25 protein-coding genes, 1 tRNA gene and 1 riboswitch are annotated in these 21,685 nt (G+C 61.1%); of the genes, 17 read left to right on the top strand and 9 right to left on the bottom strand.

Annotation, left to right across the window (positions count from 1 at the left end; genetic code table 11):
• Positions 1 to 57: 57 nt before the first annotated feature.
• Complete coding sequence (locus VFE81_RS28190; protein ID WP_325047719.1) at positions 58 to 1,248, top strand: acyl-CoA dehydrogenase; 1,191 nt, start codon at positions 58 to 60, stop codon at positions 1,246 to 1,248.
• A 153-nt stretch (positions 1,249 to 1,401) separates the two neighbouring features.
• Here VFE81_RS28190 and VFE81_RS28185 read toward each other — a convergent pair whose 3' ends face one another.
• Entirely contained in the window at positions 1,402 to 2,040 is a 639-nt protein-coding gene (locus tag VFE81_RS28185; protein ID WP_325047718.1) for a peroxiredoxin, read from the bottom strand.
• Positions 2,041 to 2,398: 358 nt separating this feature from the next.
• Between VFE81_RS28185 and VFE81_RS28180 the strand changes: the two genes are divergently transcribed.
• The 3 genes from VFE81_RS28180 (at position 2,399) to VFE81_RS28170 (ending at position 3,838) form a co-directional block, all read left to right on the top strand.
• Positions 2,399 to 2,701, top strand: a complete 303-nt coding sequence (locus tag VFE81_RS28180; protein ID WP_091796641.1) for a DUF883 family protein — start codon at positions 2,399 to 2,401, stop codon at positions 2,699 to 2,701.
• Positions 2,702 to 2,839: 138 nt separating this feature from the next.
• A complete protein-coding gene (locus VFE81_RS28175) occupies positions 2,840 to 3,226 on the top strand; it encodes a phage holin family protein (protein WP_325047717.1) in 387 nt (128 codons plus the stop codon).
• Between the two features lie 132 nt (positions 3,227 to 3,358).
• Positions 3,359 to 3,838, top strand: a complete 480-nt coding sequence (locus VFE81_RS28170; protein WP_325047716.1) for a DUF3318 domain-containing protein — start codon at positions 3,359 to 3,361, stop codon at positions 3,836 to 3,838.
• A gap of 46 nt (positions 3,839 to 3,884) precedes the next feature.
• On the opposite strand, the gene VFE81_RS28165 is transcribed toward VFE81_RS28170, so the two are convergent.
• From VFE81_RS28165 to glyA, 7 genes are all read right to left on the bottom strand, one after another.
• Positions 3,885 to 4,316 (bottom strand): type IV pilin protein, encoded by a 432-nt coding sequence (locus VFE81_RS28165; RefSeq protein WP_325047715.1) that lies wholly within the window; start codon positions 4,314 to 4,316, stop codon positions 3,885 to 3,887.
• Between the two features lie 10 nt (positions 4,317 to 4,326).
• On the bottom strand, positions 4,327 to 4,857 hold the full coding sequence (locus VFE81_RS28160; RefSeq protein ID WP_325047714.1) for a pilus assembly PilX family protein: 531 nt from the start codon (positions 4,855 to 4,857) through the stop codon (positions 4,327 to 4,329).
• 218 nt (positions 4,858 to 5,075) lie between these two features.
• A complete protein-coding gene (locus VFE81_RS28155; protein WP_325047713.1) occupies positions 5,076 to 5,873 on the bottom strand; it encodes a PilW family protein in 798 nt (265 codons plus the stop codon).
• 8 nt (positions 5,874 to 5,881) lie between these two features.
• On the bottom strand, positions 5,882 to 6,253 hold the full coding sequence (locus tag VFE81_RS28150; protein WP_414695677.1) for a hypothetical protein: 372 nt from the start codon (positions 6,251 to 6,253) through the stop codon (positions 5,882 to 5,884).
• A gap of 83 nt (positions 6,254 to 6,336) precedes the next feature.
• Positions 6,337 to 6,903: a GspH/FimT family pseudopilin gene (locus tag VFE81_RS28145; protein ID WP_414695674.1), complete on the bottom strand. Its 567-nt coding sequence runs from the start codon at positions 6,901 to 6,903 to the stop codon at positions 6,337 to 6,339.
• Positions 6,904 to 7,102: 199 nt separating this feature from the next.
• Positions 7,103 to 7,585: a transcriptional regulator NrdR gene (gene nrdR, locus VFE81_RS28140; RefSeq protein WP_280997910.1), complete on the bottom strand. Its 483-nt coding sequence runs from the start codon at positions 7,583 to 7,585 to the stop codon at positions 7,103 to 7,105.
• A gap of 6 nt (positions 7,586 to 7,591) precedes the next feature.
• Positions 7,592 to 8,839, bottom strand: coding sequence for a serine hydroxymethyltransferase (gene glyA, locus VFE81_RS28135; protein WP_325047710.1), 1,248 nt, complete (start codon positions 8,837 to 8,839; stop codon positions 7,592 to 7,594).
• Positions 8,840 to 9,005: 166 nt separating this feature from the next.
• Positions 9,006 to 9,114, bottom strand: a riboswitch (ZMP/ZTP riboswitch).
• 238 nt (positions 9,115 to 9,352) lie between these two features.
• Between glyA and ydfG the strand changes: the two genes are divergently transcribed.
• The 12 genes from ydfG (at position 9,353) to VFE81_RS28075 (ending at position 18,609) form a co-directional block, all read left to right on the top strand.
• Positions 9,353 to 10,099 (top strand): bifunctional NADP-dependent 3-hydroxy acid dehydrogenase/3-hydroxypropionate dehydrogenase YdfG, encoded by a 747-nt coding sequence (gene ydfG / locus VFE81_RS28130; protein WP_325047709.1) that lies wholly within the window; start codon positions 9,353 to 9,355, stop codon positions 10,097 to 10,099.
• A 70-nt stretch (positions 10,100 to 10,169) separates the two neighbouring features.
• Positions 10,170 to 10,649, top strand: coding sequence for a tol-pal system-associated acyl-CoA thioesterase (gene ybgC / locus VFE81_RS28125; protein ID WP_325047708.1), 480 nt, complete (start codon positions 10,170 to 10,172; stop codon positions 10,647 to 10,649).
• 155 nt (positions 10,650 to 10,804) lie between these two features.
• Entirely contained in the window at positions 10,805 to 11,482 is a 678-nt protein-coding gene (gene tolQ, locus VFE81_RS28120) for a protein TolQ (protein ID WP_012431821.1), read from the top strand.
• A gap of 10 nt (positions 11,483 to 11,492) precedes the next feature.
• On the top strand, positions 11,493 to 11,936 hold the full coding sequence (gene tolR / locus VFE81_RS28115) for a protein TolR (RefSeq protein WP_325047707.1): 444 nt from the start codon (positions 11,493 to 11,495) through the stop codon (positions 11,934 to 11,936).
• A complete protein-coding gene (tolA, locus tag VFE81_RS28110; protein WP_325047706.1) occupies positions 11,933 to 12,937 on the top strand; it encodes a cell envelope integrity protein TolA in 1,005 nt (334 codons plus the stop codon). The genes tolR and tolA overlap by 4 nt, the downstream gene beginning before the upstream one ends.
• 138 nt (positions 12,938 to 13,075) lie before the next feature.
• Entirely contained in the window at positions 13,076 to 14,368 is a 1,293-nt protein-coding gene (gene tolB, locus VFE81_RS28105; protein ID WP_325047705.1) for a Tol-Pal system beta propeller repeat protein TolB, read from the top strand.
• Positions 14,369 to 14,400: 32 nt separating this feature from the next.
• Entirely contained in the window at positions 14,401 to 14,910 is a 510-nt protein-coding gene (gene pal / locus VFE81_RS28100) for a peptidoglycan-associated lipoprotein Pal (RefSeq protein WP_172175452.1), read from the top strand.
• A 19-nt stretch (positions 14,911 to 14,929) separates the two neighbouring features.
• Entirely contained in the window at positions 14,930 to 15,679 is a 750-nt protein-coding gene (ybgF, locus tag VFE81_RS28095; protein ID WP_325047704.1) for a tol-pal system protein YbgF, read from the top strand.
• A 195-nt stretch (positions 15,680 to 15,874) separates the two neighbouring features.
• Positions 15,875 to 15,950 (top strand) — tRNA-Lys (locus VFE81_RS28090).
• A 223-nt stretch (positions 15,951 to 16,173) separates the two neighbouring features.
• Positions 16,174 to 16,833: a hypothetical protein gene (locus VFE81_RS28085; protein ID WP_325047703.1), complete on the top strand. Its 660-nt coding sequence runs from the start codon at positions 16,174 to 16,176 to the stop codon at positions 16,831 to 16,833.
• Positions 16,834 to 17,105: 272 nt separating this feature from the next.
• Complete coding sequence (locus VFE81_RS28080) at positions 17,106 to 17,480, top strand: hypothetical protein (RefSeq protein WP_325047702.1); 375 nt, start codon at positions 17,106 to 17,108, stop codon at positions 17,478 to 17,480.
• 316 nt (positions 17,481 to 17,796) lie between these two features.
• Positions 17,797 to 18,609: a mechanosensitive ion channel family protein gene (locus tag VFE81_RS28075; protein WP_325047701.1), complete on the top strand. Its 813-nt coding sequence runs from the start codon at positions 17,797 to 17,799 to the stop codon at positions 18,607 to 18,609.
• 171 nt (positions 18,610 to 18,780) lie between these two features.
• Here the strand turns inward: VFE81_RS28075 and VFE81_RS28070 are convergent, their stop codons facing one another.
• Entirely contained in the window at positions 18,781 to 19,452 is a 672-nt protein-coding gene (locus VFE81_RS28070) for a DedA family protein (protein ID WP_325047700.1), read from the bottom strand.
• 272 nt (positions 19,453 to 19,724) lie between these two features.
• Here VFE81_RS28070 and mutL point away from each other — a divergent pair.
• Positions 19,725 to 21,685, top strand: a 1,961-nt coding sequence (gene mutL / locus VFE81_RS28065; RefSeq protein ID WP_325047699.1) for a DNA mismatch repair endonuclease MutL, incomplete at its 3' end; no start/stop codon positions are given.

The following is a 21,685-nucleotide window of genomic DNA, read 5'->3' as shown; positions in this document are numbered from 1 at the left end:
GGAACCTAAGTCAAGCTCGAGCAAGTTTTAGTCAAGTAAGGAATCAGGAGATACGTCATGGCAGAGGCCGCGCAGTTTCACTGGGAAGACCCGTTGCTGCTGGATCAGCAGCTCACCGAAGACGAACGCATGGTGCGCGAAGCCGCCGCCGCTTACTCGCAGGACAAGCTGCAACCGCGCGTGCTCGAAGCGTTCCGTCATGAGAAGACCGACATCGAGATCTTTCGCGAGATGGGCGAACTCGGCCTGCTCGGTCCGACGATTCCCGAGCAATACGGCGGCCCCGGCCTGAACTACGTGGCGTACGGTCTGATCGCGCGTGAAGTGGAGCGCGTCGATTCCGGCTACCGGTCGATGATGTCGGTGCAGTCGTCGCTCGTCATGGTGCCGATTTACGAATTCGGCTCGGAAGCGCAAAAGCAGAAGTACCTCCCGAAGCTCGCCACCGGCGAATGGATTGGCTGCTTCGGCCTGACCGAACCGAACCACGGCTCCGATCCGGGCAGCATGGTCACGCGGGCGAAAAAAGTCGACGGCGGCTATTCGCTGTCGGGCTCGAAGATGTGGATTACCAATTCGCCGATTGCCGACGTGTTCGTCGTGTGGGCGAAGCTTGAAGAGAACGGCAAGGATTCGATTCGCGGCTTCATTCTCGAGAAAGGGTGGAAGGGACTGTCGGCACCGACCATCCATAGCAAGGTGGGCTTGCGCGCCTCGATCACCGGCGAAATCGTGCTCGACGAAGTGTTCGTGCCGGAAGAGAACCGCTTCCCCGAAGTCAGCGGCTTGCGCGGTCCGTTCACGTGCCTGAATTCGGCGCGCTACGGTATTGCCTGGGGCGCGCTCGGCGCGGCTGAAGCGTGCTGGCACACGGCGCGTCAATACGTGCTGGATCGCAAGCAGTTCGGCCGGCCGCTCGCCGCGAACCAGTTGATCCAGAAAAAGCTCGCCGACATGCAAACCGAAATCACGCTCGGCCTGCAAGGCGTTTTGCGTCTCGGCCGCATGAAAGACGAAGGCACAGCCGCCGTCGAAATTACGTCGATCATGAAGCGCAATTCGTGCGGCAAGGCGCTGGACATTGCACGGCTCGCGCGTGACATGCTCGGCGGCAACGGTATCTCGGACGAGTTCGGTATCGCGCGGCATCTGGTCAATCTGGAAGTCGTGAACACGTACGAAGGTACGCACGACATTCACGCGCTGATTCTCGGGCGCGCGCAGACGGGGATTCAGGCGTTTTTCTGATGCGCTGATTGCTTCGATGGCGGTGTTTCGTGGTGTGTCGTCTTGGCGGCCGAATCGAAAAGTAGAAAAGGAAAAGCCGGTTCTTTTGAACCGGCTTTTTTTGTTGCTGCGCCGCGGTGAGGCTAACGGCGCGCTTCGTGGCGCATCAGCCGCTTACTTGTTCGGCTGCGGTGTCATACGTAGGTAAGGGCGTAGTGCCTTGTAGCCCTTCGGGAATTTCTGTTTGATGACTTCTTCGTCCTTCAACGACGGCACGATCACCACGTCGTCGCCCTGCTTCCAGTTACCGGGCGTGGCGACCGAGTGATTGTCAGTGAGTTGCAGCGAGTCGATCACGCGCAGCACTTCATCGAAGTTGCGCCCGGTGCTGGCCGGATACGTAATGATCAAACGCACTTTCTTCTTCGGATCGATCACGAATAGCGACCGAACCGTGAGCGTTTCGTTGGCGTTCGGGTGGATCATGTCGTACAACTCAGCGACCTTGCGGTCCCCGTCGGCGAGAATCGGGAAGCCGACATTGGCTGCTTGCGTCTCGTTAATGTCCTTGATCCATTCCTTGTGAGACTCTGCGCTGTCGACTGACAACGCAATCGTCTTCACATTGCGCTTTTCGAATTCGCCGGCCAGCTTCGCCGTCAAACCCAGCTCGGTCGTACAGACCGGCGTGAAATCGGCAGGGTGCGAAAACAGCACGCCCCAACTATCGCCCAGCCATTCGTGGAACTTGATGCGGCCGACACTCGACTCCTGTTCGAAATCCGGTGCGATGTCGCCAAGACGTAGACTCATGATGCAGCTCCTTTGATTGTATTCGGACATTCTGCGCGAGCGTTCGCGCGCGACGCTCTGCTAAAGCGCGCCCAACCAAAGTACAGCATACGGGAGTGACCGTACATAACGAACGAACATCGCGTCACTACTTTATGCGTTTTTGTAATTTTCACCGATTTAGTGGAAACTTTGCGGGACAGATCAACTCCATATTAGGCAAACTTTGCTGCAGGGCGCAGCAGAGGTGGGGTTTTAAAGCTTTGCTCCAACCAGGAACGGTTCATGCGTTCATTTTCATGAATCGAGCGTTGCGCTCGCCAGCGGCCGTTTCTTTGGTTACGATTCACGCGTAGCGTGAGACGAAGGGGAGCTGTCAATGTCGGAAGTCAACAAGGAGAGATTGATGTCGGATATCAAAACCGTCCTCGCGGACGCTGAAGATTTGCTGAAACAGGCCGCGAGCGCCACTGGCGAGCGCGCTTCGGAACTGCGTGAAACGGCGCTTACGCGCCTGAAACAGGCCAGAGAAAAGGCGGCTGACGTCCAGGTCGTAGTGGTCGAGAAAGGCAAGAAGGCCGCACGCGCTACTGACGACTACGTGCATGAGCATCCGTGGGCATCCATCGGCATCGCCGCGGGCGCCGGCGTATTGCTGGGGCTGTTGATCAACCGTAAGTAACACGGATGATGGTGCCGGGCGCATCGCGTCCGGCGCATCAGCGAATCGAGTTGACCGGCGCGCGTATGGCCGGTCTGCTTCTCTTGGCGCGCTCGTTTTCACGCGCCGGTTAGGTCTTCACGCGCAACGCCCAAAGCCATGACGATAGAAACACAATCGCAGCACGGCGAACATAGTCCGTTGCGCCGCATCATCGGATCCGTGTTTGCCATTCTGCAAACGCGGCTTGAACTGGTCGGCATCGAACTCGCCGAAGAAAAAGACCGTCTGATCGGCGTGCTGTTCCTCGGCCTCGCGGCCATGATGCTCGCAACGATGGCCTTGATCGCGTTAACGGCGCTGATCGCCATCGCGTTCTGGGACACCTACCGATGGCAAGCGCTCGCCAGCATCACGGCGGTCTATGCCATTGCAGGAATAGCCTGCGCACTGAAAGCGCGCAGCGGTTTGCGCAATGCTCCAATAGTGTTCGAAGCCACCCTTGCTGAGTTCGAAAAAGACCGCGACCTGTTCCGCAAACCGTGATACAGCAGGGATAACAAGGTCATGCGCGTACCTCAAACGCCCTGCGCCTTCCCGGATCCTTAGCATTAGCAAGCACATCGAGCGATTTGCAGCACTGATGTACCGCCCCACTTCCACTGCCGCCGACACGCCATGAGCCAAAGCCATTCCGATACCGCCTTCCGCAACAAGCGCCACCATGCCAAAGATCTGAGTGCGCCGCACCTGCGAGCGCTGCGCAAGGAATTGCTGCTGGTGCGCGCGGATGTCGAGCGCATGGAACTTGCCCAGGCGACCATCGAATTGCGGCAGGCAGTCACGCACTTCAGCTGGCTCAAATTCATTCTGCCGGGCTTCGGTGGCATGCGTATGGGCACTGGATCGAAGGCGCATTTCCTCAACGCAGGGAGTATCGGCGCGCTCCTCAAACAGTACCCGCTCATCAGTTCGATCGCTTCGCTGGTGTTGGCCAAGCCGCTGCGCGCAACCATTGCAGCGGGTGCAAAACCCACGCTCAAGTGGGGCGGCCTTGCGCTTGCCGGCTGGGAAGCGTATCGAATCTGGCAGCAGATGAAGAATGAATCCGCAGCCTCTACCGACGACAGGGAAAAGGCCGTCGATAGCGGTTACTGAAGCGCCAGCACGCTTCAACTCGCCGAAACCGCGTTCTCCAGTAGCGCTAGCTCGTATTCCAGCATTCGCCGCTTGCCGGCGCAGTACCGTTCGCGCCGCCTCTATTGCCTCTCAGCCCGGTTGCATCCAGGGTGAAGATACCGCAAGCATCGTCGCGCATAGGGCCGATTTCGATCGGTGCGGCCTCTACCGAATAGCCGCCGTTCGCGTCGTCCGGCGGCAGCACGTGCAACCGGTAGATTGGCGTGCCGAATTGCGGCGCCTGATCCAGACCCGGTGGCAATGTCGCGGTGCCATCGCTTGCCGATCCCTCGACGAATTGCGCTGCCCGATAAAGTGCGGACGCCGCGTCGATCCGGTGGGTCCGCGCGACATGGCTCCGGTACGAGGGAACGGCAAACACGACCAGCGTCGCAGCTATCGCCAGCGCGATCATCAGTTCCAGTAGCGTAAATGCGGATGTGTGCGGCCTTGTCATAAGCCTCCCGTCAAAATGGGCGCGCAGCGACGCGGCGCCAATGGCGTTCGATCTGCTCGCCTGTGATCACGAGTTCCATCTGCAACCACACCTGCGACTCTTTGGTCCGGCCGAAGCCACGCGAAGTCAGTAAATAGGCTCGTGCATCGGCGCGAGTTCCCAGACGCCACGCTTCGATCAGACACTGCGGCGCTCGCAGCGATCCGGGCCATCGCGCGACGGGCGCGACGGCGCCGGCATCGAACGCGGCTTCGTGCTTCCATTGCGCAGGCTCGCCGGGTGGTAGTAACGCCACGGGCTGCGACTCGAAAGCTGCCGCGGCGACCACGCTCCGGGCGCATAAGGTCAGCGCTGAATCCGCGGCATGAAATGCCTGCAAATAGTCGCGCACGTTGCCGGCACCGCGCGCCGCCGCAAGCGATGTCTCGAACCAGGCCGCTGAGGTGGTCAGCATCATCGCGGAAATCAGCAGAACGATCGGCAGGACGGTGCCGCCATTGCGAGCGCGCGATCCGCGACCGGTGCGGATAAGACCTGCCAAATGTCCCGGTTGCTCGCGGCGCAGCGAGCGTCCCCTGCAAACGAAGCGTCCCCGGTGCACTCCGTGAGTCACTCGCACGAGACGGCACTGCGTATTTGGCATACCTGGGCGCTCCGGCTGCATGGTGTGCTCCCCGCTTCCGCCTACTATCGCAGCATGAACATCTGGATTTCGCCGAGCCGACGCCGCACGGGGAATTGCATTGCAAGGTCCTCGTGTCACAGGGAATCCTCCGCGTGATTGCGTATCGCTACCCGCCGCCAGAAAGCCTGGCGCGCCCGCATATCGGTGCCAAGTGCGCTCACACCATCGCAATCGACGTAGCGCACGCGCCGTCCTCCCGGAGCCCCACGGACGAGCACGCAGAGATCGACGGCGACGATCTTTGCCCATCGATCGGCCGTCACCGCCGTCGCATCTATTGCGGTCTGCCCACCGGCCAGCCAATACTTGAGTCGCACACTTTCGACGCCTTCGACCAGCGGCTGCGCGGACCCCGCCTTGCCATTGCCTTCACAGTAAAGTTCCGGCTCGCCTGTCGACCCGCTGACCCTGGCGAAGTACCGGTTGACCACCAACACGCCCTGCCCGCCGAGTGCCGCATTGTTGTTCGCTACAGCCTGGCCAAGGCAGTCGGTTGATTGGCCGGTGGTTGACGGCCACGTCGAAACGTTGTCCCCGACATAACGAACCGCGATGCCGTCCGAGCGGCTCGGTAGGGCCTCGCAGGCAACTGCGTCGTCCGCACCGGTCGGGCGGCCGCCAGAACAACCGAACAACGGCGGCGGACGATTGAACCTCACGACGTCCGCTGGCACGAAGCCGGCCATCTGAAGTTGCTGGCCCATCAGCGTCAGCGCGGTCAGGCCTGCTTCGCGGATCCGCATCGCATCGGTCGAGCGCTCAAACACGTTGCGCTGCGTTGTATAAAGTGAGACCGCGCCAACGGTCACCACCAACCCTAGCGCAATTGCGATCACAAACTCAACGAGCGTATGGCCACGCGCGAGATACATACGTTGCGTCATTTTGCGAACGCCAGGGCAATGCAGGAGGAGCCCGTAGGAATATCCGCAGCACCGCACGACTCGGGCTTGTCGATGACATCGTCGGCACGCGGCATGTCACGTAGCGCCGTCCACGTGACACGTGCTATGGACACACCGCCGCTTTCCGCTACTGATGCTTCGCCGTGTGGCAACAGGGCCGTTGCACGTGCGCTCCATTGCCTGATTGCAGAGTCGCCTGCTGAGGGCTCGCGCATCGCTTCGGCGACGGAATCGGCTATCCATGCGGCGTGCTCGCGCATCGCCATCCCACGGGCTTCGCGCGCAATCCACAATTGACCGGCGATCAAGCCGAGCGCCGTCACCGCCATCAGGGCAACGGCCAGCATCACTTCAATCAGCGAACTGCCTCTATGCCTTGTCACGCGCGTTGCCGAACAACTGCGTGCCCGTGGATTCGACGGATATCGGCTCACGATGCTACTCCACATGCGCCTTCGACAATCCGCGCGCGCCCACCCGCCGCAATGCGGATGCAGCGCCGCCACTTGTCGCCCTGAGTCGCTTTCGACGGCACGCGCGGCGCGATATCAAAGCTGCGAAAGGTGCCGATCAATTGCCCCGCTGGCGGCGTAAACGTGAGATTTGTCTGCGTCCCCGTGATACTGACCGCCGCGAGCAAGGGATGCGCGCGCAGTAGCGAGAGCGTGCCATCCCGGTCGGCCAATATGGCCCAGCCGCACGACCAGTCGGTGACGCCGTTGCCGCAAGCTTGTCCTACGGCAAGACAATGCCGCGCTGCGTCGATTCGGCACACTGTGACGCGCGCACCGCGGCGCAAAGCTTCACTGCGTGCATAGGTGAGCGTCGAAGCGAGCGCTTTCGCACGCGCGTCGACCTGGTCCCGCAGATGCCACGCAACGAACGACGGCGTGGCCATCACCGCAATGATTGCCAGCAGCGTGACAACAGCCAGCGTTTCGACAAGCGTAAAGCCGCGGCGCGGCCGCAAACAGACTGCATCCCATTTCATCTGCATCCCTGATCGTTTCAAAGAATGCAGTCAATCTAGCGATTCACAAACGGGTCAGCAATCGGCCGAATGGCCAGGTGGCACTCAGACGCTGTCCCGCGCAAAAATGCACGCGTGACGAACCATAACGGGAGCGGAGATGCAGATGCGCGAATCAACGCGGCGGGAAATAGAAGCTGGGGTACAACTTCAGGCGCGACAGCAATCAGCGCTTGCGGGTCGGCTTGGGAGGAGAAGAGGCACGGCGAAATTCTTCGATCACGTCTTCGAATTCGGAGACGTCTTCGAAGCGCCGGTAGACAGAAGCGAAACGAACATAGGCAATCGTATCGAGCGCACGCAACTCGTTCATCACGAGTTCGCCGAGGCGCTCACTGCGCACCTCACGCTCGCCGCTGCCGAGCAGTTGGTACTCGATGCGGGCAACTGCCGCGTCGATCGCGTCCGCTGCTACCGGACGCTTGCGCAGCGCCAGTTGCATGCTTGCGACGATCTTGCGGCGATCGAATTCCGTGCGGCTGCCATCCTTCTTGACGACCGACGGCAACGCCAGCTCGACCCGCTCATACGTCGTGAAACGTTTGTCGCAGGCCGGGCAGCGGCGGCGCCGGCGAATCGTCGCGCCGTCTTCGGATACGCGGGAATCCACAACTTGCGTATCGGCATGACGGCAGAAGGGGCAGTGCATGGTGGCTTAGCGATAAACCGGGAAGCGCTGGGTCAACTCCGCGACCTGCGCACGCACACGCTCGATCGTGGCTGCGTCTTCCGGATTGTCCAGCACGTCAGCGATCAGATTACCCACTTGCTCCGCTTCCTTGACGCCGAAGCCACGCGTGGTCATAGCCGGCGAACCGAGACGCACACCGCTTGTGACAAACGGCTTTTCCGGGTCGTTCGGAATCGCGTTCTTGTTGACCGTGATGTGCGCCGCGCCGAGCGCAGCTTCCGCTGCCTTGCCGGTGATCTTCTTCGCGCGCAGGTCGACCAGCATCACATGGCTTTCGGTACGGCCCGACACGATGCGCAGACCGCGCTTGACCAGCGTTTCAGCCAGCACGCGCGCGTTCTCGACGACTTGCTGCTGATACGTCTTGAACTCCGGCGACAGCGCTTCCTTGAACGCGACGGCCTTGCCGGCGATCACGTGCATCAGCGGACCACCCTGAATGCCCGGGAAAATTGCCGAGTTGATCTGCTTTTCGAACTCTGCCTTCATCAGAATCACGCCGCCGCGCGGGCCGCGCAGGCTCTTGTGCGTGGTCGTGGTGACGAAGTCGGCGTGCGGCACGGGGTTCGGATAGACACCCGCGGCGATCAGGCCGGCATAGTGCGCCATGTCGACCATGAAATATGCGCCGACCGACTTGGCGATCTTCGACATCCGTTCGAAGTCGATGCGCAGCGAAAACGCCGACGCGCCGGCCACGATCAGCTTCGGCTTATGTTCTTGTGCAAGCTTTTCAGCCGCGTCGTAGTCGATGTCTTCGGCTTCGTTCAGGCCGTAGCTCACCACGTTGAACCACTTGCCCGACATGTTGACCGGCGAACCGTGCGTCAAGTGACCGCCGTGCGCGAGGCTCATGCCCATGATCGTGTCGCCCGGCTTAAGCATGGCGAAGAACACGCCCTGGTTCGCCTGCGAACCGGAGTTCGGCTGCACGTTGGCGGCTTCGGCGCCGAACAGTTGCTTGACACGGTCGATCGCCAGCTGCTCGGCGATGTCGACATATTCACAGCCGCCGTAGTAGCGCTTGCCCGGATACCCTTCAGCGTACTTGTTCGTGAGTTGCGAGCCTTGCGCAGCCATCACGGCCGGGCTCGTGTAGTTTTCCGACGCGATCAGTTCGATGTGCTCTTCCTGACGGCGGTTTTCCTGCTCGATGACCTTCCAGAGTTCAGGATCGACGTTGGCGATGGTGCTTTGGGCTCTATCAAACATACGGATTCCGTTGAGTGTGTTCAGGTTGACCGGATCGTGCGCCGAATCTTGCGTAGAGGGTACGCAGCGCTGCTGGCGGCTGGGCCAGCCCTGACGTGGCGGATAGAGAGTCGCCGCACACGCGAGGCAGGACAGCCACCGACAGCGCAGATAAATGCGCGCGGATCACGGCTGCCCAGGCGAACGGCAAAACGGCACCCTGCGCTTCACGGTGGGTTGTTCCACCTTGAACCCGATTGCTTGAATCGGTTCTATCGCCAGTCACGCAGGGATGAGCGCGTTAGTTTATTGGAAGCGGATCGAATAGGCAACCGGCTTCCTGTAGGCCCGGTGGGCGCTCGGGAAGCCGGTTATGGCATCGTCCCGAGCCGCGCGCAAACATCTGACGAAAGCACACCCGGAACCCGTTTCGCGTCCCTTCCACAGCCGCTCGTACGGCTGGTTGATCCTTGCCGCAGCGCCGCATTGGAAGTAGGCTTGGGGCCTTTCTCTCCTACCAACCAGGGAACTGCAATGATCGTGTTCGTCACCGGAGCGTCCGCGGGATTCGGCGCCGCTATCGCTCGCGCCTTCGTCAAGGGCGGCCATCGTGTCGTCGCCACCGCGCGCCGTAAGGACCGCCTGCAGGCGCTCGCCGACGAACTCGGCGACGCCCTTCTGCCGTATGAGCTCGACGTGCGGGACCGCGCCGCCGTCGAAGCCGTGCCGGCCTCGCTGCCCGCCGATTTCGCCGCGCTCGACGTGCTCGTCAATAACGCCGGCCTCGCGCTCGGCGTCGAGCCGGCGCAAAAGGCGAGTCTGGACGAATGGAACACCATGATCGAGACCAACTGCACGGGCCTCGTGCAGATCACGCATGCCCTCCTGCCCGGCATGGTGGAGCGCAACCGCGGCCACATTTTCAATCTGGGTTCGGCGGCCGGAAGCTGGCCGTACGCGGGCGGCAACGTCTATGGCGCCACCAAGGCGTTCGTGCACCAGTTCAGCCTGAATCTGCGTGCTGATCTAGCCGGCACGGCATTGCGCGTGACCAACATCGAGCCGGGCCTGTGCGGCGGCACCGAGTTCTCGAACGTGCGTTTTCGCGGAAATGATGAAAAAGCGGCCAAAATGTACGAAAACGTACAAGCGTTGACACCCGAAGATATCGCCGACTCGATCTACTGGGTCGCCACCCGGCCTGTCCACGTCAACATCAACACGATCGAGCTGATGCCGGTGGCCCAATCGTTCTCCGCTTTGTCGGTTCATCGCGGTTGAAACTCCAGCTGAGGCCCGCCAGGCGGGGCGCACATCTTGAAACAGACCTCGGGGTGTGCGTTCCGGTAAAATGCGCCGCATGAATATGTCGCCCAGCCAGCCCGGCACGGAAATCGGCTTCACGTGGCCAATCCGCGTGTATTACGAAGATACCGACGCCGGCGGCATCGTGTTTTACGCGAATTACCTGAAGTTTTTTGAGCGGGCGCGCACCGAATGGCTGCGCGCGTGTGGCGTGGACCAGAACCGGCTCGCCGACGAAGCGGACGCGATCTTCATCGTCCGCAGCACCGCAGCCGACTATCGGGCGCCGGCCCGGCTCGACGACGTCGTCAACGTGGTAAGTCGAATCGAGCGTCTTGGCCGCGCATCTGTCGATTTTGCGCAGGAAGCGTGGCGTGACGGCACGCTGCTTGCTTCCGGGTGCATCCGGGTCGGCTGCGTCGACCGCATTGCGCTGCGGCCGGCCGCGATTCCTCCGCCGGTTCTCGCTGCTCTGCGGCGCGGACCGAGGGGGAACGATGGCGGCATGTCAACGGACAACGACTGAACCCCGTTGTTACGGGGCCAGTGAACTCATATCGATCAAGCAACACAAAGCATGGTTCGGCTTGCAATATCGCCGATGCTTCCGTTTTGCTCACGGCAAGCTTCGAGTGACCTTGCAGCCGGACGCCCCCTTCCGGGACGTTAAAACGAACCTTTATGAACACTACACAAGATCTGTCGATCGTTTCACTCGTACTCAATGCGAGCCTGCTGGCGCAGGCCGTCATGGCGCTACTGCTTCTGCTGTCGCTGTTGTCGTGGACTTTTATCTTCCGCAAGTGGTTTGCGATCCGCCGGGCCCGCGCGCAAACGGAACGCTTCGAACGCGATTTCTGGTCGGGTGGCGATCTGCAGGCGCTCTATCAGAGCGCCGCGAACAACCGCCACACGATCGGCGCACTGGAACGGATTTTCGAGTCCGGCATGCGCGAATTCCTGAAGGGCAAGGAAAAACGCCTTAACGATTCAGGCGCGATTCTCGACGGCGCGCGCCGTGCCATGCGCGCTGCGTTCCAGCGTGAAATGGACGTGCTCGAGGCAAATCTGGCGTTTCTCGCGTCGGTCGGCTCGGTCAGCCCGTATATCGGTCTGTTCGGCACGGTGTGGGGGATCATGAATGCGTTCCGCGGCCTCGCCAACGTGCAGCAAGCTACGCTTGCGAACGTGGCTCCGGGCATCGCTGAAGCGCTGACCGCTACCGCAATCGGCCTGTTCGCCGCGATTCCGGCCGTGGTCGCCTACAACCGCTACGCGCACGACATTGATCGTCTGGCGATCCGCTTCGAGACCTTCATCGAAGAGTTCTCGAACATCTTGCAGCGTCAGGCACAGTAAGGAGTCCACGATGGCAGGCTCTTCCTCCAGCATGCGCGGCTCCCGTCAGCGCCGCGCGATGGCCGACATCAACGTCGTGCCGTATATCGACGTGATGCTCGTGCTGCTCGTGATCTTCATGGTGACTGCGCCGCTCGTCGCCCCGTCGATCGTCAATCTGCCGACCGTCGGCGGTGCTGCGCCGCAGCAGCAGACCCCGCCTGTGATCGTCAATATCCGCGCGGACGGCAACATGAGCGTCAAATACAAGGACGATGCGGGCGCGCAGCAACAGGAAAACATGACGAAGGCCGACCTGAACGGCTTCATCGCCGACCGCGCGCAATCTCATCCCGACCAGCCGGTCGTGATCGCTGCTGACAAGACAGTGAAGTACGAAGTCGTGATGAATGTGATGTCCGAGCTGAAAGCTCAGGGCGTCAAGCGCGTTGGACTGCTCGTCAAATCGCAATGATCCGCAAGAATTCCGAATACCCGCTCCAGCCACCGCGTGAACGCGGCACCGGGCGAGCCTTTGCGTTCGCGCTGGTAATGCATGCGCTGCTCGGATTCTTCCTGTATCACGGCATTCAATGGCAGAACAGCACGCCAGCCGGCGCGGAAGCCGAACTGTGGACCGAGGTGCCCGATACGGCCATCCCGCGCCAGCCACCTCCGCCGCCCGCGCCCGTAGCCCCTGCCCCGCCGCTGCCGGACGAACAGGCCGACATCGCGTTGCAGGAAAAGAAACGCCAGCAACAGGAAGCGGCACGCCAGGCACAACTCGCCGAGCAACAGCGTCAGCAGAAGCTGCAAGCCCAGCAGGAAGCCGACGCGAAGCGTCAGCAGCAACTGGCGGCCGATCAGGCAGCGCAACTCGCCGCGCAAAAAGCAGCGGCGATCAAGCAGAAACAGTTGCAACAACAGCAGGCCGATAAACAGAAGCAGCAGCAATTGGCCGATCAGCAAAAGCAGCAGCAGTTGAAAGAACAACAGCAGCAAGAGCAGGCCCAAGCCGACGCGCAAAAGAAGGCTGATGCGCAGAAAGCGGCGAAGGCAAAGGCCCAGGCCGATGCTGCGGCTCAAGCAAAGAAGCTCGATGCGGAACGCCGGGCGCGGCTTGCCCAGATGCAAGGTTCGGCGGGCGAAAGCTCGAGCGGCAATGGGCTTGCAAAGAGCGGCACGGGCAGCGGCTCGGGTGGCACGGCGACATCGCCGGGTTACGCGGACAAGGTGCGTCGTGTGGTGCGCCCGAACATCTCGTGGGGTGGCGAAACGGAAGGTCTGGAGACCGTCATCTCCGTACGCTGCTCGCCGACGGGCACACTGCTGGATGCGCAGATCTCGCGCAGCAGTGGCAACCAGGCGTGGGACGATGCGGCACTGCGGGCGGTCCAGCGTTCCAATCCGATGCCTCAGGATATCGATGGGAAGACGCCGACCAGCTTCAAGATTACGTTGCGCCCGGCAAGTTGATTGCAACCGTTTGACAATCAGTTGACAGCAGACGCGGCGCCCCGCCCAGCGCGGCGCGCCCGGGAACGAATTAGTTGTTTTCGGGTCTCTCTGCTGTCATGAAGTGTTAGTAAAACCGTTTTGGGGAAACCATTCAGCATGAGTTTGATGACCAAGCTAGGCCTGCGGACACTTGTAGCATCGTGCCTGATCGCCGTCGGCGGCGCCGCCCACGCACAACTCAACGTCCTCGTGACAGGCGTCGGGTCCACCCAGTTTCCGATCGCAACGGCGAATTTCGCCAATGAAGCGAACTCGCCGCAGCAGGTCAGCACGATCGTGCGTCAGGATCTGCAACGCAGCGGAAAATTCACGAATATCGACGCGGGCAGCACGCCGGTCGCCGAAACCGATTCCGTCGACCTAGGCAGTTGGAAGGCCAAGGGCGCCAACGCATTCGTGTCCGGCAGCGTGAACCGCCTGCCGAACGGCCAGTACGAAGTGCGCTTCAAGCTGTATGACACGGTCAAGGGCGAAAGCCTGGGTGGCCTCGTGCTCGTGAGCCCGGAAAGCGGCTTGCGCATGAGTGCGCACAAGGTCGCGGACTATATCTACGCAAAGCTGATGGGCGGCCGCGGTGTGTTCGCCACACGCCTTTCGTACGTCATCAAGACGGGCGGCCGCTACCAATTGCAGATTTCCGATTCGGACGGCCAGGACGCGCACATCGCGCTGTCGAGCCCCGAGCCGATCATCTCGCCCGCATGGTCGCCTGACGGCACCAAGGTCGCTTACGTTTCGTTTGAAAAGAAGAAGCCGATCGTCTACATCCACGATCTGCCTACGGGCCGTCGCGTGGTCGTATCGGACCAGAAGGGTAACAACAGCGCGCCGGCGTGGTCGCCGGATGGCCGCACGTTGGCCGTCGCGCTCTCGCGCACCGGCAACACGCAGATTTTCGCCGTCAATGCGGACGGCAGCGGCCTGCGGCGCCTGACGCAAGGCAGCTCGATCGACACTGAACCGTGTTTCTCTCCTGACGGCCAGTCGATCTATTTCACCAGCGACCGTGGCGGCCAGCCGCAGATCTACAAGATGTCGGCCCAAGGCGAAAACGCCGGCGCCGCGCAACGAGTGACCTTCACGGGCAACTACAACACCAGCCCGCGCGTCAGCCCGGACGGCAAGCAGCTCGCTTACATCTCGCGTGTCGGCGGCGCATTCAAGCTCTATATCCAGGACCTGCAAGGCAATACGGCCACGGGTCTGACGGACACCACACATGACGAATCGCCGAGCTTCGCGGCGAACGGTCAGTACATTCTTTACGCCACTCAGGTGAACGGCCGTGGCGTGTTGGCCGCAGTATCGACCGACGGTCGCACTCGGCAGGTCCTGTCCGTTCAGGGTGGCAGCGTACGCGAGCCATCCTGGGGCCCGTTTATGCAGTAACGTTGATGCAACAACACAAGGAGAGTAACAAAATGATGTCAAAACTTCGTTTCGCGTTTGCCGTATTGATGGTCGGTGCATTGGCCGCGTGTCACTCGGGCGTCAAGCTCGACGAAAACGCTAACAAGGGTGGTGCAGTTTCGACGCAACCGAATCCGACCGATGTCGCCCAGGTCAACGTCGATCCGCTGAACGATCCGAACAGCCCGCTCGCCAAGCGCAGCATCTACTTCGACTTCGACAGCTACTCGGTCAAGGACGACTATCAATCGCTGCTGCAACAACACTCGCAATACCTGAAGAGCCATCCGCAACGTCACGTCCTGATCCAGGGCAATACCGACGAACGCGGCACCAGCGAGTACAACCTGGCACTCGGCCAGAAGCGTGCTGAAGCTGTGCGTCGTTCGCTGTCGCTGATGGGCGTGACGGACTCGCAAATGGAAGCCGTGAGCCTCGGCAAGGAAAAGCCGCAAGCGACCGGTCATGACGAATCGTCGTGGGCACAAAACCGCCGCGCCGACCTCGTGTACCAACAGTAAGTAACGGGTGATAAGCCGAATGACGTATCGTTTCTCCTGGCTGCGGTTTGCCGCAGCGGCCTGCGTTGCGGGCACGGCCTTCGCGGCTGTGCCCGCGCACGCGGGCATGTTCGACGACGATCAGGCCCGTCAGGCCATTCTCGATCTGCGTTCCAAGACCGATAGCCTGTCGAGCCAACTGTCGGCCGCACAGCGCACGATCCTCGATCAGTCCAACCGCCTCGATCAGCTGAATCAGCAGGTCGCGACGTTGCGTGGGCAGAACGAAGATATGGGCAACCAACTCACCACGCTGCAAAAACAGCAGAAGGACTACTACACCGATCTGGACACGCGGCTGAAGAAATTCGAGCCGCAGCAACAGACGGTAGACGGCGTCCAGGGCGAGGTGCAGCCGGGTGAAACCGATTCGTTCAATGCGGCTTCCCAGCAGTTCCGCAACGGTGACTTCAAGAATGCGGCGGCGTCGTTCCGTAGCTTCATCTCCAAGTTTCCGAACAGCCCTTACCAGCCGACCGCGCAGTACTGGCTCGGCAACGCGCTGTATGCGCTGCGTGACTACAAGGGCTCGACGGCGACCTGGCAAGGTGTGGTGAAGAACTACCCGCAGCATCCGCGTGCACCGGACGCGCTGCTCGCGATTGCGAACAATCAGCTCGAGCAAGGCCAGAAGGCTGCGGCCAAGAAGACGCTGGAGCAGATCGTCGCGCAGTATAGCGGCTCGGACGTCGCGCAGTCGGCTCAGAGCAAGCTGTCGCAGATCAAGTAGTCGTACAAGGTTTAGCGGTTGATGTAACGCGCAGTGGCCGTGCAGTTTCTAAATAAGCAGTCACGCGCGCCTCTCGCTGGAAAGCCCGGGGTAGCAATACCCCGGGCTTTTCACTATCTGAAGTGCGGATAGCTCGACTAACCACCATGGGTTGACAGCTCATAGGTGCTATCGCTATAATTTCGCTTCTCTTTTGGGTCGTTAGCTCAGCTGGTAGAGCAGCGGACTTTTAATCCGTTGGTCACAGGTTCGAATCCCGTACGGCCTACCAAAAGATTCAAGGGCTTGCACGCGTCAGCGTCGCAAGCCCTTTTCTTTTTGCGGCCCGCGCCGCCTCCCCGCTCCATCCCACGAATAGTTCGACACCCCACAGACCGCCCGCGTCTTACGCAAGCATGATCGCTTCACGGTGCCGGACGAGCACCCCAAAAAAGACCATAAGACAGGGCTGCCAGGCCAAACGACCCCGCTGCCCGACCGCCCAGGGGACGCCCATGAACACTGCAAAAGTAATCTGGGTAGTAGGTTTGGCGATCTCGATCGAAACATCGCACGCTCAGGAAGTATTCCTGGAGGGCGGGACGCTCGGTGTCGGCATCGGCGCCGCGCTGAACGTCACGTCCTGGTTCGGCATGCACGCGGACTTCAATGCAATCAACTTCTCGCATGACTTTACGGTGGGCGGAAATCGCTATGCCGATGGCGTGCGGCTTCGCCAGGGCGGCCTCTACGGCGATCTGTTCCCGTGGTCGAATAACGGGTTACGCGTCACCGCCGGTCTTCGCTTCACGGACGATGAGGTCAGCGGCAATTCCGTCCCCACGAACGGCACCTACACATTCAAAGGGAAGACCACACCCGTCTTTCCGGGCGAGTATGCGACCGCCACCGTCAAGTACCCGACCGTGATGCCTTATCTGGGGGTGGGCTACGGCCTGCAACCCGCGGCCAAAGGATTTGGCCTGGTGGTCGATCTCGGCGTCGCTTATGGCTTACCGCACTCGTCCTATACGTTGTCACCAGCCCTTGCTCAGGTCGCGGGTCCTGCGATGAGCCAGGAGATTATTGCGACCGGCTTGCAACAACTGAGGGACAAGGCTTCGCCTTACCGATGGTATCCGACGCTGCAAGTTGGCCTTTCGTATCACTTTTGATCATGCAGGCAGCAGCACTTGCCATCGCTGCGGCCTTTCGTACGGTGCGGAACATTCTCACAGCGCAAATCACAATGACCTACGCGACCACGCGCCTCCTCTTACATCACGTCTCTTCGATACGGAACAGATACAACGGACTCCGAACATTGATATTTATTGAGACATAAAGACGTGCAATGATCGCCGCCGGTTCTGCGAATCACGCTGCAACGCTGCGTGCGCAGACGCTCTGGCAACGCCACAGATCCCTGCACCTTCATTTCGTCAACATGTCCAATTTTCTGTTCGACCTCGTCTCGAACCTTGCTTTGCTGACTATCGTGCTGATCGCGTGTCATCTGTGCAACCGGCTCGTACCCGACGCCGCGCTCAATGGCGCACACATTTTCGTCGCGCTGGCTTCGGCCGCCTTGCTGCTCGATGCCGCACTGACCTTTCTCGTCTTCGCCGATGCGCAGAGCCGCTATGGCAAGTTCAGCATGTCGAGCGCATTCTTCGAGCGCGCCAGCGCGTACGTGCTGGCAGCCATTGCCGCATTGGCGTGGCGGTACGCGGCACGTCGCACGCGCCCCGTCAAAGCTAACAACGAACACACCCTGATCATTCGCACGTCCCCGTATTCCGAATCACATCTGCCGATGTAATTCCACACGGCCCGGACACGAGATTTCGTCGGCGACAAACCCACGACACGAGTGCGTGCCAAAGGGCGCCGAGGGCGCTCCAAGACCCCCAGGAAAGGCACGCCTCACCCTTCCAGAGCGCCGTAATATGCGGTCCGTTTTCTCCTCTCACGCAATCCGCATCATCATCAGGAACGGACCTTGCGTATGGGCGCGCCGTCGCCTATAACTTCCGAAGACCGAGAGTTACCGTTTGCGCCCGCCACCGGGTATTTGCCGCTGTATTGCGCTACCGCCGTTCAATCAGTCGAAGGCAACTTAACCAACGAGGAACATCTTGGATCTCGAAACCGTACGCGTGTTCATCATGACCCGAGGCATCGACCTCGGCACCAAGGTACTTGGCGCGATCGTGTTGTGGATCGTCGGCCGCTGGGTCATTGGCCTGATCACCGGCTTGCTTCGCAAACTGCTATCGAAAAACGGCCGCGTCGATCCAACGCTCGCTCATTACCTCGGTTCGATTCTCGGCGCACTGCTGAACCTGATGCTGATCCTTGCGATCCTGCAAGTGTTCGGCGTCCAGACTACCTCGTTCGCCGCCTTGCTCGCCGGCCTCGGTCTCGCAATCGGCACTGCGTGGGGCGGCTTGCTCGCCCACTTCGCGGCAGGCATCTTCATGCAGGTGCTACGGCCGTTCAAGGTGGGTGATTTTGTCACGGCAGGCGGCGTTACCGGCACGGTCTCGGAGTTGGGGCTGTTCGGCACGACAATCGTGACGCCGGACAACGTGACGACCATCGTCGGCAACAACAAGATTTTCTCCGACACGATCTCGAATTACAGCATACTGCCGGTGCGGCGTGTCGAGTTGACAGCGAAGATCGCCAACGGCGTCGACCCGACTGATGCAATGAGTCGGCTGAAGACGGCCGTCACGAAGATTCCAAACGTGGTCGAAAGCCCGGCGCCGGATATCGAAGTGCTGAGCTTTACGCCGGAAGGACCGTTGTTGTGCGTGCGACCCTACACCAGCAATGAGCATTACTGGCAGGTCTACTTCGACACCAATCGTGCGATCGTTCAGACCTTCAAGGAAGCCGGTTATCCGACTCCGGAAACGCCACTTGCGCCGCGTGCGGTGACGTGAGCACGACCGAGATTCAGGTCGGTGCCCCACAGGTCATGACTCGCTGCTAAGGCGACAAGCTTGCTCACAACTTCCGCAGTCCGACTCACCGGAATCAGGACCGCAAAATAAAAACGGCGTCGCGAGATTCGCGACGCCGTTTTTTTGTCATGCGTCGCACGACCTGGTGCCTCAGCGGCTGCCGGCCTTGGACGCGTTCTTGCGCGTCATTTTCCATACCGCACCCAGCACAACCGGCACCACGGCCGCGCCGATACCGACCAGCACGATCAGATTCAGATACTGCCGGATGAACGGAATGTTGCCGAAAAAGTAACCGAGCAACACCAGCAGCAACACCCAAAACAACGCACCGAGGATGTTGAACAACTGGAACCGGCTAATCGTCATCTCCGAGGCGCCGGCAACGAACGGGGCAAAAGTCCGTACCACCGGAATGAAACGCGCCAGCACGATGGTTTTGCCGCCATGCTTTTCATAGAAGTTATGAGTCTTCTGCAGCGCGGTGCGGTCGAGGAAGCGCTCGAGAAAAGGGATGCGTGAATTGAACACCCGAGGCCCGATGGACCGCCCGATCATGTAGTTCACCGTGTTGCCAGTGACCGCTGCGACGAGCAGCAGCACGATCAGCAGACCGAGGTTCATTTCACCGGTCGCGCAAAAGGCACCGCCGATGAACAGCAGCGAATCGCCAGGCAGGAACGGCAGAACGACCAGCCCGGTTTCACAGAACACGATCAGAAACAGCACCGCGTAGACCCAGGCGCCGTACTCGTGAATAAAGACTCCCAGAAACTTGTCGATGTGCAAGACAAGGTTGGCGAACTGTAGCAGCGTGTCCAAAAAGCGTCCTTTATTAAGCGAATGTGAGCGTGGCGGGAACGGCCGCGTGAGCAGCCTTGCGGGCGACGAGCAGCGAACGCGTGCTCGCTGCCGGAAATTGACCGCGTCATGATACCGAAAGTGCCCGGGTGCGATTAAAAATCTGCCGTGCCGGACGATTTCGACGCCTTGCGTCAGTCCGGCAGTTCGGCTGTCGCCGGCCGCAAGACAGCGGCGATCTATGCCTTTGACCAGCATCCGGCCTGCTCGCGCCGAATCGCTATAATTTGGCCATGTCAGAATTCTCCGAAACGCCTGCCAGCACCACCGACGCGGCCGCAGTTTCCGCCGCCGTGCCCGTCCCACGCCCGTTGCGGGCGATCCTGCCCCTTCCGGATCAGCTGATCAGCCAGATTGCCGCCGGCGAAGTGGTCGAACGGCCAGCCTCGGTGGTCAAGGAATTGTTGGAAAACGCGCTCGACGCCGGCGCGCCGACGCTGCGTATCCTGCTCGACGAAGGCGGCGTCAAACGCATTTCGATCACCGACGACGGCTGCGGTATCCCCGAAAACGAACTCGCGCTCGCGCTGATGCGTCACGCGACCAGCAAGATCCGCTCGCTCGCCGAACTGGAAGCGGTCGCCACGCTGGGGTTTCGAGGCGAAGCGCTGGCGTCGATTGCGTCGGTAGCGCAGATGGCCATCACGAGCCGGACCGCCGAGGCCCCGCACGCCGTGCGCGTCGATGCGCAAACCGGTGTGCTGAGTCCCGCCGCCGGCACCCAGGGCACCACGATCGAAGTCCGCGAGCTGTACTTCAACACGCCCGCACGCCGCAAATTCCTGAAAAGCGAGCAGACCGAACTCGGCCATTGCCTCGAACAGATTCGCCGCGCTGCGTTGGCGCGACCAGATGTGGCGATTTCGGTCCTGCATAACGGTAAGGCGGTCGAACACTGGAACGCCAGCGAGCCGCCCGTGCGGGTCGCCAAGATTCTCGGCGAAACCTTTGCGACGGCGCATTTGCCGCTCGACGAATCCGCTGGACCGCTCGCCGTCTATGGCTGCGCCGGCCTGCCGACCGCGAGCCGCGGGCGCGCCGATCAGCAATATTTCTTCGTCAATGGCCGGTTCGTGCGCGACAAGCTGCTCACACACGCCGTGCGCGCCGCCTACGAAGACGTGCTGCACGGCGACCGCTACCCGTCCTACGTGCTGTTTCTCGATTTGCCGCCAGAAGCGGTCGACGTGAACGTGCATCCGTCGAAAATCGAAGTGCGGTTTCGCGATTCCCGTTCGATTCACCAGTTTGTGTTCCACGCTGTGCAGCGCGCGTTGGCGCGACATGCGGGCGCGTCGCCGGAAACAACCGCAGGTGGGCATGCGGCGCATCTGGAAGCGTCGGTGGGACCTGCTTCGTTTGGGGCGACGCCACTCGGTGGCGCGGGTGTGGGAAGCGGCGCGGGCTTCGGTGCCGGCATGGGCGCGGGGACCAGCGCAGGCGGCCTTGGTGGCGGCTTCAATAGCGGATTCGGTTCATCGCAGCCAGGCAATACCTGGATGCGCCAGGCGCGCATGACGCAAGGCACGCTGCCAGTTGCGCAACCGCTGGCGTTCTGCGATGCGCTTTTCGGCCGTAGAGACACGAACACCGGCACAGCAGAAGGCGCCACGCTGTTCGAAGCGCGCGACTCGGCTGCAGACGCACCGTCTCCGTACAACACCTCAGAGCCCTACGCATCGCCTGCCTTCAATGCCTCAGACGAGCAACCGCTCGGCTTCGCCCTCGGCCAGATTCACGGCATCTACGTGCTCGCGCAGAACGCGCATGGACTCGTGATTGTCGATATGCACGCCGCGCACGAGCGCATCCTGTACGAGCAGTTCAAGAACGCACTGGCCGATCGCACGATTGCCGTGCAGCCGCTGCTGATCCCGCAGACGATGCAGGCCGATCCGATCGAAATCGGCACGGTAGAAGAAGAACGCGACACGCTGGACGCACTAGGTTTCGATCTCGCCGTGCTGTCGCCGACCACGCTCGCGATCCGCGCCGTACCTGCCTTGCTGAAAGATGCCGATCTGCAGGCGCTGGCACGCGCGGTTCTCTCCGACCTGCATGCGTTCGGCGGTTCACGCGTGTTGACCGAGCGCCAGCACGAACTGCTCGGCACGCTCGCGTGCCATCACGCGGTGCGCGCGAACCGGCGTCTGACGCTCGACGAAATGAACGCGCTGCTGCGCCAGATGGAGGC

It is taken from the genome of Paraburkholderia sp. (genome assembly GCF_035656215.1).
Taxonomy (GTDB): domain Bacteria; phylum Pseudomonadota; class Gammaproteobacteria; order Burkholderiales; family Burkholderiaceae; genus Paraburkholderia.
This window is presented reverse-complemented; position numbering and strand designations above follow the sequence as displayed.